The organism is Streptomyces sp. NPDC051051, from assembly GCF_040682975.1.
Classification (GTDB): domain Bacteria; phylum Actinomycetota; class Actinomycetes; order Streptomycetales; family Streptomycetaceae; genus Streptomyces.
The window spans coordinates 1-12,239 of record NZ_JBFBCB010000066.1; the positions used below are offsets into that span (position 1 = coordinate 1).

12 protein-coding genes are annotated in these 12,239 nt (G+C 71.7%); 4 read left to right on the plus strand and 8 right to left on the minus strand.

Annotated elements, in window-relative coordinates:
* Window positions 1–161: 161 nt before the first annotated feature.
* The 6 genes from AB0N31_RS32555 to AB0N31_RS32580 form a co-directional block, all read right to left on the minus strand.
* On the minus strand, window positions 162–1,868 hold the full coding sequence (locus AB0N31_RS32555) for a DoxX family membrane protein (protein WP_366062125.1): 1,707 nt from the start codon (window positions 1,866–1,868) through the stop codon (window positions 162–164).
* A 196-nt stretch (window positions 1,869–2,064) separates the two neighbouring features.
* The gene (gene rlmB, locus AB0N31_RS32560) at window positions 2,065–3,006 is read right to left on the minus strand and encodes a 23S rRNA (guanosine(2251)-2'-O)-methyltransferase RlmB (RefSeq protein ID WP_366062092.1); all 942 of its coding nucleotides are present in this window, start codon (window positions 3,004–3,006) and stop codon (window positions 2,065–2,067) included.
* A gap of 111 nt (window positions 3,007–3,117) precedes the next feature.
* Window positions 3,118–4,518, minus strand: a complete 1,401-nt coding sequence (gene cysS, locus AB0N31_RS32565; RefSeq protein ID WP_366062093.1) for a cysteine--tRNA ligase — start codon at window positions 4,516–4,518, stop codon at window positions 3,118–3,120.
* Window positions 4,519–4,665: 147 nt separating this feature from the next.
* Window positions 4,666–5,172: a 2-C-methyl-D-erythritol 2,4-cyclodiphosphate synthase gene (gene ispF / locus AB0N31_RS32570; RefSeq protein ID WP_366062094.1), complete on the minus strand. Its 507-nt coding sequence runs from the start codon at window positions 5,170–5,172 to the stop codon at window positions 4,666–4,668.
* Window positions 5,162–5,914, minus strand: a complete 753-nt coding sequence (gene ispD / locus AB0N31_RS32575; RefSeq protein ID WP_366062095.1) for a 2-C-methyl-D-erythritol 4-phosphate cytidylyltransferase — start codon at window positions 5,912–5,914, stop codon at window positions 5,162–5,164. Before ispD ends, ispF begins: the two co-directional genes overlap by 11 nt.
* A gap of 312 nt (window positions 5,915–6,226) precedes the next feature.
* Window positions 6,227–6,709, minus strand: coding sequence for a CarD family transcriptional regulator (locus AB0N31_RS32580; protein ID WP_003953493.1), 483 nt, complete (start codon window positions 6,707–6,709; stop codon window positions 6,227–6,229).
* Between the two features lie 651 nt (window positions 6,710–7,360).
* Here AB0N31_RS32580 and AB0N31_RS32585 point away from each other — a divergent pair.
* Window positions 7,361–8,014, plus strand: a complete 654-nt coding sequence (locus AB0N31_RS32585; RefSeq protein WP_366062096.1) for a DUF461 domain-containing protein — start codon at window positions 7,361–7,363, stop codon at window positions 8,012–8,014.
* 133 nt (window positions 8,015–8,147) lie between these two features.
* Here the strand turns inward: AB0N31_RS32585 and AB0N31_RS32590 are convergent, their stop codons facing one another.
* On the minus strand, window positions 8,148–8,828 hold the full coding sequence (locus AB0N31_RS32590) for a response regulator transcription factor (RefSeq protein WP_015659563.1): 681 nt from the start codon (window positions 8,826–8,828) through the stop codon (window positions 8,148–8,150).
* On the minus strand, window positions 8,825–10,174 hold the full coding sequence (locus AB0N31_RS32595) for an ATP-binding protein (RefSeq protein ID WP_366062097.1): 1,350 nt from the start codon (window positions 10,172–10,174) through the stop codon (window positions 8,825–8,827). Before AB0N31_RS32595 ends, AB0N31_RS32590 begins: the two co-directional genes overlap by 4 nt.
* A gap of 222 nt (window positions 10,175–10,396) precedes the next feature.
* Between AB0N31_RS32595 and phoU the strand changes: the two genes are divergently transcribed.
* The 3 genes from phoU to AB0N31_RS32610 all read left to right on the plus strand — a co-directional run bounded on the left by phoU (window position 10,397) and on the right by AB0N31_RS32610 (window position 11,960).
* Entirely contained in the window at window positions 10,397–11,098 is a 702-nt protein-coding gene (phoU, locus tag AB0N31_RS32600; RefSeq protein ID WP_363086840.1) for a phosphate signaling complex protein PhoU, read from the plus strand.
* A 224-nt stretch (window positions 11,099–11,322) separates the two neighbouring features.
* Complete coding sequence (locus tag AB0N31_RS32605) at window positions 11,323–11,523, plus strand: hypothetical protein (protein ID WP_366062127.1); 201 nt, start codon at window positions 11,323–11,325, stop codon at window positions 11,521–11,523.
* Between the two features lie 188 nt (window positions 11,524–11,711).
* A complete protein-coding gene (locus tag AB0N31_RS32610) occupies window positions 11,712–11,960 on the plus strand; it encodes an SCO4226 family nickel-binding protein (RefSeq protein ID WP_366062098.1) in 249 nt (82 codons plus the stop codon).
* Window positions 11,961–12,239 lie beyond the last annotated feature (279 nt).

The following is a 12,239-nucleotide window of genomic DNA, read 5'->3' on the forward strand; positions in this document are numbered from 1 at the left end:
AAGTAGCGTCGTCTGCCCGAAGGGCAGGCCCGGCGGCGTCTGGTGCGTGCGATCGCAAGGCGGAGGGTCGCCCCGATACTGGTTGTATCGGGGCGCCCCCGACAACGCGGCGAGCGTGCGTGCCAGGCGTCGCCGGGCAGACGGGACTTTCGAAACACGCCCTAGCCCAGGAGGCCGCCCACCAGGCCGCGCTGGTCCGCCGACGGGGAGCCGCCGTCCGAGCCGCCGGTGGAGCCGGAGGTGCTGGTGCCGCCGGAGGTGCTGGTGCCGCCGGAGGTGGGCCCCGAGGTGGTGCTGGGGGCCTCCTCGGCCGGGCCGGACCGCTCGGGCGGGGCCTCGCCGCCGGTGCCCTGGGTCTGGCTGGGGGCTCCGCTCGTGGCGGTCCCGGTGTCCCGCGTGGCGTCCGGAGCGGAGTCCTCGTCCCGCGTCGGCGCCTCGGAGGTGCTGCCCTGGGTCGGTGAGGTGGACGCGGACGGCGTCCCGCTCGGCCGGCGCCCGTCGGACTCCTCGGGAAGCGGCGAGCCGGGCAGTTCGTTGCGCGGGGCCTCGCCCGGGCCGGGGACGACGACGCGGTCGGCGTCGCGGACGGCACCGCCGAGCAGCGACCCGGTAAGCAGGGTGAGCCCGACGACGATCGCGGTGACGAGGGTGCCGCGGCGCAGCACGTAACGGCGCAGCTCCCACAGGTCGGACCGCGGGCCGAGCCGCCGCCAGGCACCGGCGGCGAGGCGGCCGTCGACGGAGTAGACGGGGGCGCCGGCGATGACCAGCGGCGACCAGGCGGCGAGGTAGATGATGTCGGGCGTCTCGTAGACCGGGACGGTCTTCCAGCTGACGGTGAGCAGGAGCGCGGCCGAGAGCATGGCGCCGAAGCCGGCCGCGACCCGCTGCCAGCAGCCCAGGACGGTGAGGACGCCCACGACGACCTGGAGGAAGGCGATGACGAGACCGGAGCCGACGGGGTGGTGGAGGGCGAACTGGCGCAGCGGCTCGGCGACTTCCCACGGGTGGAGGGTGTTGAGCCACTTCACCATGGAGCCGCGCTCGCCGCCGTCGAAGTAGACGGGGTCGCACAGCTTTCCCATGCCGGCGTAGATGGAGATGAAGCCGAGGAGGATGCGCAGCGGGAGCAGGACGACGCCGAGGTTCATCCGGCGGCCGGGGTAGTAGGCGTGCCGGGCCGGGTCGCCGTGCTGCCGGCTGCCGCGCGAACCGGTGTCCGCCGCGGCGGCGGCCTCCGCGAACTCCTCGAACCTGCCGTCGTCGTGGGCCGGCCGGTCGTATCCGGACCCGCCGTATCCGAACGCGTCGTAGCCGGACTGGTCGTAGCCGGACTGGTCGTAGCCGGGCTCGTCGTAGGCGCTGCCGACGGTGCGCATCTGCGGCAGGAGCCGCTGTTCGCCGTCGCCGTGGGTGCGCTGGGCGCCGACGAGAGGGGTTTCGAGGGTGTGCGCGGTGAAGTCGCCGTCGTAGCCGTCGCCGATCCCCACGCGGGGGATGACCTGGGTGGCTCCGGCGTCGGCGGGCGGTTCGCCGTGGCCGACGCTGCCTGCCCGCACGGCTTGGAGCAGCCGGTGGGTGCCGGTGTCGTCCGGTGCGGACCGGCCGCTCCAGACGACCGGCCGACGACGGGCGGCACGGGCCCCGGCGACGGGGATGCGCGCGGTGTCCTCGGCGACGCTCGCGTGCCGGGAGATCCGCGGGGATGGGCTGCGTCGTGCCGACGCTCCCAGCTGCACGCGGAAACTCGCGTGATTGACGATGATCTGCGCCGGGTCGCTCGGCACCTTCACCATGCTCAGCGCGGGAGCGTCGTCGAAGCCCGACGAGAGGTCCCCCGTGGGTGTGCGGGGTGTTCTGGTGTCCACACTCATCTAACCGAGTGATGTGCGCTTAGGACACTGCCTCGACCCGCCGGATCTGTCCGGACAGCGTCAAGGTTGCCCGACGCGCCGGAATTACCCCGTAAGGGTGAGCCGGTGGACGGGCGTGCGACCCGTCCGCCGTCGAACGCCGGGCCCGGGACGGAGCGTGCCCCGCCCCTGTCCCGGCCCCGGATCCGTCTCAGGTCCTGCGCCGAGCCGCCTCGTACAGCACGATCCCCGCCGCCACACCGGCGTTGAGCGATTCCGCGCCGCCCGGCATGGGGATCCGCACCCGGTGGTCGCAGGTCTCGCCGACCAGACGGGACAGGCCCTTGCCCTCGCTGCCGACGACGATGACGACCGGGCCGCTCAGGGCCGCCAGCTCGCCGATCTCGGTCTCGCCGTCGGCGGCCAGGCCGACGATCGTGATGCCGGCCTTCTTGTACGCCTCCAGGGCGCGGGTGAGGTTGGTGGCGCGGGCCACCGGCGTGCGGGCCGCCGCGCCGGCGGACGTCTTCCAGGCGCCGGCGGTCATGCCGGCCGCGCGGCGCTCGGGGACGACGACGCCGTGGCCGCCGAAGGCGGAGACCGAGCGGACGACGGCGCCGAGGTTGCGCGGGTCGGTCACGCCGTCGAGGGCGACGATCAGCGGGTCCTCGCCGTCGTCGTAGGCGGCGTTGGCCAGGTCCTCGGGGTGCGCGTACTCGTACGGCGGGACCTGGAGGACCAGGCCCTGGTGGTTGAGGCCGTTGGTCATGCGGTCCAGCTCGGGGCGCGGGGCCTCCATGAGGTTGATGCCGCCGCGCTCGGCCGCGAGCTGGAGCGCCTCGCGCACCCGCTCGTCGTTGTCGATGAACTGCTGGACGTACAGCGTGGAGGCGGGCACGCCGCCGCGGAGCGCCTCGACGACCGGGTTGCGGCCGACGACCAGTTCGGAGGGCGACTTGCCGCCGCGGCCGCGCGGCACCGGACGGCGCGCGGACTGCTTGGCCTTCGCGGTGGCGAGGCGGTTCTTCTTGTGCCCCTTGCGCATCTCGGCGGGCGGGGTCGGCCCCTTGCCCTCCAAGCCCCGGCGCCGCTGGCCGCCACTGCCGACCTGCGCGCCCTTCTTGCCGGACATGCGGCGGTTGTTGGCTGCCATGACCTACCCGTCTGTCGTGAAGCGTGCGTGCGTACGTAATGCAGTGTGCCGCCCGGACACCCGGGCGGCACAATCGATCAAGAATGCATCAAGGATCGATCAAGGGGGTGCTCAGCGCGGGCCGAGCGTCCAGCGCGGCCCCTGGGGGCCGTCCTCGATGGACAGCCCCGACTGGTTGAGCTGGTCGCGGATGGCGTCCGCGGTGGCCCAGTCCTTGCGGCCGCGCGCCGCCTCCCGCTGGTCGAGGACCATGCGGACCAGGGTGTCGACGACGCCGTGCAGGTCCTCGCCCCGGTCGGTCTCCCCGGCCCAGTGCGGGTCGAGGGGGTCCAGGCCGAGGACGCCGAGCATGGCGCGCACCTCGGCGAGGCGGGCCACGGCGGCTTCCTTGTCGTCGGCGGCCAGGGCGGAGTTGCCCTGCCGGACGGTGGTGTGCAGGACGGCGAGCGCCTGCGGGACGCCCAGGTCGTCGTCCATCGCCTCGGCGAAGGCGGGCGGCACGTCGGCGGCGGGCTCGACGACTCCCCCGGCCTTCTCGACGACGCGCTGCACGAAGCCCTCGATCCGCGCGAACGCCGACTCGGCCTCGCGCAGGGCCTCCTCGCTGTACTCGATCATCGAGCGGTAGTGCGGGGTGCCCAGGTAGTAGCGCAGCACGATGGGACGCCACCGCTTGACCATCTCGGAGACCAGGACGCTGTTCCCGAGCGACTTGGACATCTTCTCGCCGCTCATGGTGACCCAGGCGTTGTGCACCCAGTACCGCGCGAACTCGTCGCCGTAGGCCTTGGCCTGGGCGATCTCGTTCTCGTGGTGGGGGAAGATCAGGTCCAGGCCGCCGCCGTGGATGTCGAAGGCGGAGCCCAGGTACTTGTGGGCCATCGCCGAGCACTCCAGGTGCCAGCCGGGACGGCCGCGGCCCCACGGGGTCTCCCAGTCGGGCTCGCCCGGCTTGGTGGCCTTCCACATCGCGAAGTCACGGGGGTCGCGCTTGCCGGTGATGCCGTCCTCGGCCGGCTGGCGCAGGTCGTCGATGTCCTGGTTGGACAGCGCCAGGTAGCCGGGGAAGGAACGCACGTCGAAGTAGACGCTGCCGTCGGCCTCGTAGGCGTGGCCGCGCTCGATGAGCCCGCGCATCATCTCGATCATCTCGGGGACGTGCCCGGTGGCCCGCGGCTCGTAGGTCGGCGGGAGGCAGCCGAGGGCCTGGTAGCCGTCGTCGAACGCCCGCTCGTTCTCGTACCCGATGGACCACCAGGGGCGGTCCTGGTCGCGCGACTTGGCGATGATCTTGTCGTCGATGTCGGTGACGTTCCGGATGAACGTGACGTCGTAGCCGCGGTGGGCGAACCAGCGGCGCATGATGTCGAAGTTCAGGCCGGAGCGGATGTGCCCGATGTGCGGGGCCGCCTGCACGGTGGCACCACACAGGTAGATCGAGACGCAACCCGGCGTGAGCGGGGCGAAGTCGCGGATCTGCCGGGTGCTGGTGTCGTACAGGCGAATGGTCACCACTCCAGGGTAGTGGGCGTGGGCGGGTGCACGACACCTTCCACCGGTTTGCAGGTGGGGTGCCCGCGGCCGGCAGGGCCGGGAGTCCGCGCCCGTCCGGTCGGCGGGCCGGCGGGTCCGGACTCCACGGCCCCCGCACCGCGGTCCTCAGCCCTGTCGCACCACCAGCGCCGTCGCCACCGCCATCAGGCCCTCGTCCCGGCCGGGGAAACCCAGCCCGTCCGTCGTCGCGCCCGACACCGACACCGGCGCTCCCGCCGCCTCGGAGAGGATCTCCTGCGCCTCCTCACGGCGCTTGCCGATCTTGGGTCGGGGGCCGACGACCTGGACGGCGATGTTGCCGATGCCGAAGCCGGCGGCGCGCACGATCCGCGCCGCCTCCGTCAGCAGCGTCACGCCGGAGGCGCCGGACCACTCGGGGCGGCCGGTGCCGAAGTGCTGCCCGAGGTCGCCGAGCCCTGCGGCGGAGAACAGCGCGTTGCACGCGGCGTGCGCGACGACGTCCGCGTCGGAGTGACCGGCCAGGCCCGGCCCCTCGCCCTCCCACCTCAGGCCCGCGCACCACAGCTCGCGGCCCTCCTCGAAGGCGTGGATGTCGGTGCCGATGCCGACCTGGGGCAGCAGGGGCGGCACCGGGGTCGTCTCAGAAGCCATCGTTGAGCCTCCTGCGGGCGAGGACCGCCTCCGCGAGGACGAGGTCCAGCGGGCGGGTGACCTTGAAGGCCTCCTCGTGACCGGGGACGGCCACGACGGTCAGGCCGAGCCGCTCGACCATGCCGGCGTCGTCGGTGACGTCGTCGGTGACGGTCTCGTGGGCGCGCACGAGGGTGGCCCGGTCGAAGCCCTGCGGCGTCTGCACGGCCCGCAGCCGCGCCCGATCGGGCGTGGCGACCACCGGTTCGGGCGCGCCGGGGACCTCGGCCGGTTCGACCTCCTTGACGGTGTCCGCCAGCGGCAGCGCCGGCACGACGGCGAGGGCGCCGTCGCGGACGGCCTCGATCACGGCGTCGACGGTGTCGACGGGCACCAGCGGCCGGGCGGCGTCGTGCACGAGGACGATGTCGTGGCCGGGCGGCAGGGCATCGAGGCCGAGCTTCACCGACTCCTGGCGGGTCTCGCCGCCGGGGACGACGACGAAGTCGGTGCGGTCGGGCAGCGCGTGCGCGTCGAGCAGCGACCTGACCTCGGCGGCGCCGTCCGGCGGGGCCACGACGACGACGAGGGAGACGGCCCGGGACGCGGCCAGGGCCCGCACCGCGTGGATCAGCATGGGGGTCCCGCCGAGTGCGCGGAGCGCCTTGGGGGCGCCCGGGCCGAGGCGTACGCCCCGGCCGGCGGCCGGGATCACCGCGGCCGTGCGGGCGGGGAGGGGGGCGGGAAGCGAATCGTCAGACATCGGTTCCTGTCAGGTTTGTGTGCTCGGCCTACGTGGGTACGGAGACAGCGTGCCGGGTGCGACGCCCTGACCGGACCCTTCCGTGACACCGGTCGAGGCAGTGAACGGCCCGGGCCCGGCACGCCGGGCTTCGGGGGTGTGCGTCCGAGGTGAACACGCGCGGCACCGCCATGGGCGCAGACGCGTCCACGCGTCGGCGTTTCGGGCATGAACATGCCGCAGCGCCCGGCGACGGGAATACGTCATCGGGCACCACGGCATTTTCACTGCGCTGAGCGAGCTGAGCTGAGCTGAGGCCGGCGGGTCTCGGCGTCAGGACGCGAGGACCTCGTCGAGCAGGGCCTCGGCCTTGTCCTCGTTCGTGTTCTCCGCGAGCGCGAGCTCGCTCACCAGGATCTGGCGGGCCTTGGCGAGCATGCGCTTCTCACCGGCGGAGAGTCCGCGCTCACGCTCACGGCGCCACAGGTCACGCACGACTTCCGCGACCTTGATGACGTCGCCGGAGGCGAGCTTCTCCAGATTTGCCTTGTAACGACGCGACCAGTTCGTGGGCTCCTCGGCATACGGCGCGCGCAGCACCTCGAAGACCCGGTCCAGCCCGTCCTGACCGACCACATCACGCACGCCCACGAACTCCGCATTGTCCGCTGGCACACGTACCGTCAGGTCACCCTGGGCGACCTTCAGCACCAAGTAGGTCTTGTCCACGCCTTTGATCTGGCGAGTTTCGATGGCCTCGATCAGCGCGGCCCCGTGATGGGGATAGACCACGGTGTCGCCAACCTTGAACGTCATGTGACAGGTACCCCTTCCGTGGCTATCCAGGGTAACACGGAAACTGCGGGTTCTGAATGACGTTTTCGCAGGTCAGGGCATATCTCGGGGCTTGACAACAGCAACAGGAACGTGCTGCGGCCGGGCGGCGGAAGCAGGTATTCGCAGGTCGGAGCGGTTCTCCGCGGGGGGTGAAACACGCACGCCACACCCGCCCGGAGGCCCCTCCAGATGACCGAACATCCCCAAATGTCCGCTTCCAGATGTGCGACTTCCGCTACTCCGTTCGGCGTCCGGAGCGGGATCCGCGCCGTTTCCGGAATTGATCACGCGGTCGGCCGAACAGGCGGTGATCAATTCCCCTGGCGCCCGCGCATTCCCTCACGAAAAACCCGCGACCGCCGGTGAGCGGCGCTTATGCGAATGCACGACCACATCCCGGCGATCACCTGGAAGCCAATGTGACTCGCGGGTCACTTGTGACTGCCGGGACAGTTGTGACCATGGTGACGGGAGCACCTCGCGCGGCCGCCGATGCGTGCCCGGATCGCCCCAGAGGCGGGTCGGGTGCGACCGCGTGGGAACGGCTCGGTAACCTAAGGCCGCTGACAGACCCTTAGGGCGGCTTTATCCGAGGAGCTGCCCCTGCGTTTCCAAGGAGTTGCCGCCGCCGTGAGCAGCAGCCTTCGACGCGGCGCCCTCGCCGCCTCCGCCCTCGTGTTCTCGATCGCCACGCTCGCCGCCTGCGGCGCCGGCAACGACGCTCAGACACTGCAGATCAAGCCGGACAACGCCGCCATCAGCGTGGGCGACATCAAGCTGCAGAACGTCGTCATCATCACCCAGCCCGACCCCGAGGCCACGGGCCCCGCCGCCATCTCCGCGACCGTCTTCAACAGCGGTGACAAGGCGCAGACCCTGGAGTCCATCGCCGTGGACGGTGCCGACGGCACCGCCGAGATCAAGCCCGCCGGAGGCGACGGCAAGCTGACCGTCCCGGCCGGCGGCTCCGTCGTCATCGGCGGCGAGAACAACGCCACCGCCAGCCTCTCCAGCACCCCCGAGGCGATCCAGGACGGCAACGCCCAGAAGGTCACCTTCACCTTCAGCGAGACCGGTGAGGTCAGCCTGCGCGCCTTCGTCGTGCCGGCCGAGCACTACTTCGCCGAGTGGGGCCCGAGCGACATCCCGAGCGCCCCGGCGGAGTCCGCCTCCGAGTCGCCGTCCGCGAGCGAGTCGGCCCCCGTGACCCCGGGCGCCGAGAGCGGGAGCCCGACCGACACGGCCTCCCCGAGCGCCTCGCAGTCGGAGACGGCCACAGGCTGAGCGCCGCACGCCTGTCCCGTACGTACGACGAAGGGGCGGCACCCCCGCGGGGGTGCCGCCCCTTCGTCGTGAGCCCCGGGCCGGTCACCGCTCACGGGTCACGGTCTGCGGCTGATGGTCTGCGGCCGACGGTTTACGGCTCGAACTTGTAGCCGAGGCCCCGCACCGTCACCAGGTACCGCGGGGCACCCGGGTCGGGCTCGATCTTCGCGCGGAGGCGCTTGACGTGGACGTCGAGGGTCTTGGTGTCGCCGACGTAGTCGGCGCCCCAGACACGGTCGATGAGCTGCATGCGGGTCAGGACGCGGCCCGCGTTGCGCAGCAGCATCTCCAGGAGGTCGAACTCCTTGAGGGGGAGGTCGACCTTGGAGCCGGAGACGGTGACGACGTGGCGGTCGACGTCCATACGGACCGGGCCGGCCTCCAGGGCGGCCGGGGTGACCTCCTCCGGCTCGCCGCGGCGCCGCAGCACGGCGCGGATGCGGGCCACCAGCTCGCGGGAGGAGAACGGCTTGGTGACGTAGTCGTCGGCCCCTATCTCGAGGCCGACCACCTTGTCGATCTCGCTGTCCTTGGCGGTCACCATGATCACGGGGACGTTGGAGCGGCCGCGCAACTGGCGGCAGACCTCCGTGCCGGGCAGACCCGGCAGCATCAGGTCGAGAAGCACGAGGTCGGCGCCGTTGCGCTCGAACTCGTCGAGTCCGTCGGGACCCGTGGTCGCGACGGCGACCTCGAAGCCCTCCTTGCGGAGCATGTACGACAGGGCGTCGGAGAAGGACTCCTCGTCCTCGACGACGAGCACTCGGGTCACGGATGGGCCTCCGGGGCGGAAAGCGTCTGGTACGCGGTTGACTCGGGGGGTGAGGCAGGTGAGACAGGTGAGGCATGGGGGGTGCCGGCGGAGGTCCCGCCCTCCACGTCGTCGTCGAGGTCGGGGGGCTGCTGGGCGCGGTCACGGGCGGCGCCCGCCTCCGGCAGTCGCAGCGTGAACGTGGAGCCCTGTCCCTCAGCGCTCCACACCGCGACCTCCCCGCCGTGCGAGGCGGCCACGTGTTTGACGATCGCCAGCCCGAGGCCCGTACCGCCGGTGGCACGGGACCGGGCGGGGTCGACCCGGTAGAAGCGCTCGAAGATGCGCTCCTTGTCCTTGTCCGAGATGCCGATGCCCTGGTCGGTCACGGCGATCTCGATCAGTTCCCCGCCGTGCAGGGTGACCCTGCGGGCGGCGATGCCGACGCGGGTGCGGGCGGGTGAGTAGTTGACGGCGTTCTCGACCAGGTTGCCGAGGGCCGCGGCCAGCTGACCACGATTGCCCCAGATGCGCAGGTCGGCGGTGCCGTCCGCCCGTTGACCGCCACCGGGCTCGAGCCCTTCGGTCGGTCCCACGTTCGCGGCCATGGTGATCTGTTTGGCGCCGGCCTGGTGCCGGCAGCGGTCGATGGCCTCGGCGACGAGTTCGTCGACGCGGACCGGTTCGGCGTCCTCCAGGGGATCGTCGTTCTGGACCCGGGAGAGGTCGATCAGCTCCTGGACCAGGTTGGTCAGGCGGGTCGCCTCGATCTGCATCCGGCCGGCGAAGCGCTCCACCGCCTCGGGGTCCTCGGAGGCGTCCATGACTGCTTCGGAGAGCAGGGACAGGGCGCCGACCGGGGTCTTGAGCTCGTGACTGACGTTCGCGACGAAGTCGCGGCGGACGGCCTCGATGCGCCGGGCCTCGGTGAGGTCCTCGACGAGCAGGAGGACGAGCCGGGAGCCGAGCGGAGCCACCCGGGCCGACACCGCGAGGGCTTCGCCCCGGCCGGTGCCGCGCCGGGGCAGGTCCAGCTCCACCTGCCGTATCTCGCCGTCACGTCGGGTGTCGCGTGCCATCTGGAGCATCGGTTCGACGGCGAGCTTGCCGCCGCGGACCAGCCCGAGGGCGTACGCGGCGGAACTCGCCTTGACCACGGCGTCGGCCTCGTCGAGGACGACGGCCGAGGAACGGAGCACGGACAGGACGGTGTCCACGCCCGGCGGAAGGACGGGGTCGGTGTGCAAGGAGGTCCTGGTGGGTCGGTTCTGGTCGCGTTCGCTCCAACGGAACGCCAGCATGGCGATGACACCGGTGAGCACCCCGGCGATCGCTGCCGCTGCGGCGACCGCCGCGTTCACGTCCATGCGTCCAGGTTAGGCATGCGATACGACCTGGCCACAGCCATCGAGGTGCGACCTCGAACACTCGTCGCCCAGAGTTCACCTTGGAGCCAGGGGTGGTTCATTTGGGATGACGGAATCCGACGCGTACGGGGCGGACCGTGGCACCGTGGGGTTCGCAGCGCCGGTTCCATGGCCGGTACCGGCCCCTGAATCCCCGAGAACCACGTACGAGAGGGAACCCTGATGCGGGACGCGTACCACGAGGAACTGGACTCGATCGGCGACGGACTGGTGGAGATGGCCCGGCTGGTGGGGTCGGCGATCGGGCGCGCCACGACCGCCATCCTCGATGCCGATCTCAAGCTGGCCGAGAGCGTGATCGAGGCCGACAAGAAGGTCGACGAACTCCAGCACGACCTCGAGGCGCGGGCCATTGCGCTGCTCGCGCGCCAGCAGCCGGTGGCGACGGACCTGCGCATAGTCGTCACGTCGCTGCGCATGTCGGCCGACCTGGAACGCTCCGGCGACCTCGCCCAGCACGTGGCGAAGCTGGCCCGGCTGCGCTTCCCCGAGCGGGCGGTGCCGCAGGACCTGCACGCCACCATCCTGGAGATGGGGCAGCTCGCGCAGCGCCTGATGGCCAAGGCGGCCGAAGTGATCATCACGAAGGACGTCGACCTCGCGCTCCAGCTGGAGACCGACGACGACGCGATGGACCTGCTGCACCGCACCCTCTTCCAGCACCTGATCGACGACCGCTGGAAGCACGGCATCGAGACGGCCGTCGACGTGACACTGCTCGGCCGTTACTACGAGCGCTTCGCCGACCACGCGGTGGCGGTCGCCAAGCGTGTCGTGTTCCTGGTGACGGGCGAACACGCGGACAACCTCCAGCAGGACCTGCCGACCGAGATCCAGCCGGTCACGGGGCCGGAGGAGGTGTAGCCGGCCCGGCGGCGGGGGCGGTGCGGTCCGCTCCGCCCCCACCGCCGGGACCGGAGGCGGCACGTTCCGCCCTGTCCCCCTCGCCGAGGCTCCCGGAGGGGTGCGGTCCGTCCCGTGACGCGCCCGCGACGCGGCATCGGAGGGAGCGTGCCACGCCTTCTCCGGGACGGGTCGGAGGCTCCCGGAAGCCTCCGTGCGCCGTTGATGCGCCCGCCCCCATGGGCATGAACTGGGCACAGGCGCTCCTGCCTCCAGGCCTCCAGGAGGAACCCATGGCCGAAGCCCCCAGCAAGCCCGACCCCACCCAGGAACGCCCGACCGAGCAACCCGCCGAGATCAAGAACCTGCTCCTGATCGCGGCGTGCGGCTGCGGCTCGGGCTGCGGCTGTGGCTGCCAGTCGGGCAGCCCCTGCCAGTGCGGCTGAGACGCCACGACGAGAGGGGCCGGCCGCGGGACGCGCCGGTCCCCTCTTCTCACGCCCCTCCTCTCCTGGCTCTTTTCCTGGCGCGCCCCCTGCCCGCGCGAGCGCGTGCACACAGGCGCAGCATGGAGAGAGCGGCAGCAGGCAGGCCCTCATGCGCGGCGTGCCTGCATGAGAAAGGGGATGCGGTCATGACCAAGTTCATGGACGTCCACCACGGCATGAAGGGCATCACCGCCGACCAGCTCCAGCAGGCCCATCAGGCCGACCTCGAGATCGAGGCGGAGGAGGGCGTGCACTTCGAGGGTGCCTGGGCGGACCCGGAGTCCGGCACCGTCTTCTGCCTCTCCGAGGGCCCCTCCGCGGCTGCGGTCCAACGCATCCACGAACGCACGGGCCACAAGGCGGACGAGATCCACGCGATACCGCTGTCGGCGTGACCGAGCCCCGGCCGTCAGCGACGGTGACGGCCTCGGCCGACGGAGGCGACGCCCGACCTCACCGGTGAGCCCCGACCTGCGAGGAACTCGCAGGTCGGGGCTCACCGGTGTCGCGTTACTTCTTCTTGCCCTGGGTCTTGCCGGGGATCTTCGTGAGCTGGGTTTTTGCTGGTCAGGGGCGGTGGGCTCGTGCGCCTGGTGGTCGTCGTTGGTCGTCATTGGCCACTGTTGAGCGGCCTTGGACGGCCCAGAGACGGCCCAGCCGTGGATCACATGAAC

Coding starts and splice junctions, on each gene's coding strand:
- AB0N31_RS32605 (WP_366062127.1), top strand. CDS start 11,323: ATGAACTGGGCACAGGCGCTCCTGCCTCCAGGCCTCCAGGAGGAACCC.
- phoU (WP_363086840.1), top strand. CDS start 10,397: ATGCGGGACGCGTACCACGAGGAACTGGACTCGATCGGCGACGGACTG.
- rlmB (WP_366062092.1), bottom strand. CDS start 3,006: ATGGCAGCCAACAACCGCCGCATGTCCGGCAAGAAGGGCGCGCAGGTC.
- AB0N31_RS32610 (WP_366062098.1), top strand. CDS start 11,712: ATGACCAAGTTCATGGACGTCCACCACGGCATGAAGGGCATCACCGCC.
- ispF (WP_366062094.1), bottom strand. CDS start 5,172: ATGGCTTCTGAGACGACCCCGGTGCCGCCCCTGCTGCCCCAGGTCGGC.
- AB0N31_RS32595 (WP_366062097.1), bottom strand. CDS start 10,174: ATGGACGTGAACGCGGCGGTCGCCGCAGCGGCAGCGATCGCCGGGGTG.
- ispD (WP_366062095.1), bottom strand. CDS start 5,914: ATGTCTGACGATTCGCTTCCCGCCCCCCTCCCCGCCCGCACGGCCGCG.
- AB0N31_RS32580 (WP_003953493.1), bottom strand. CDS start 6,709: ATGACGTTCAAGGTTGGCGACACCGTGGTCTATCCCCATCACGGGGCC.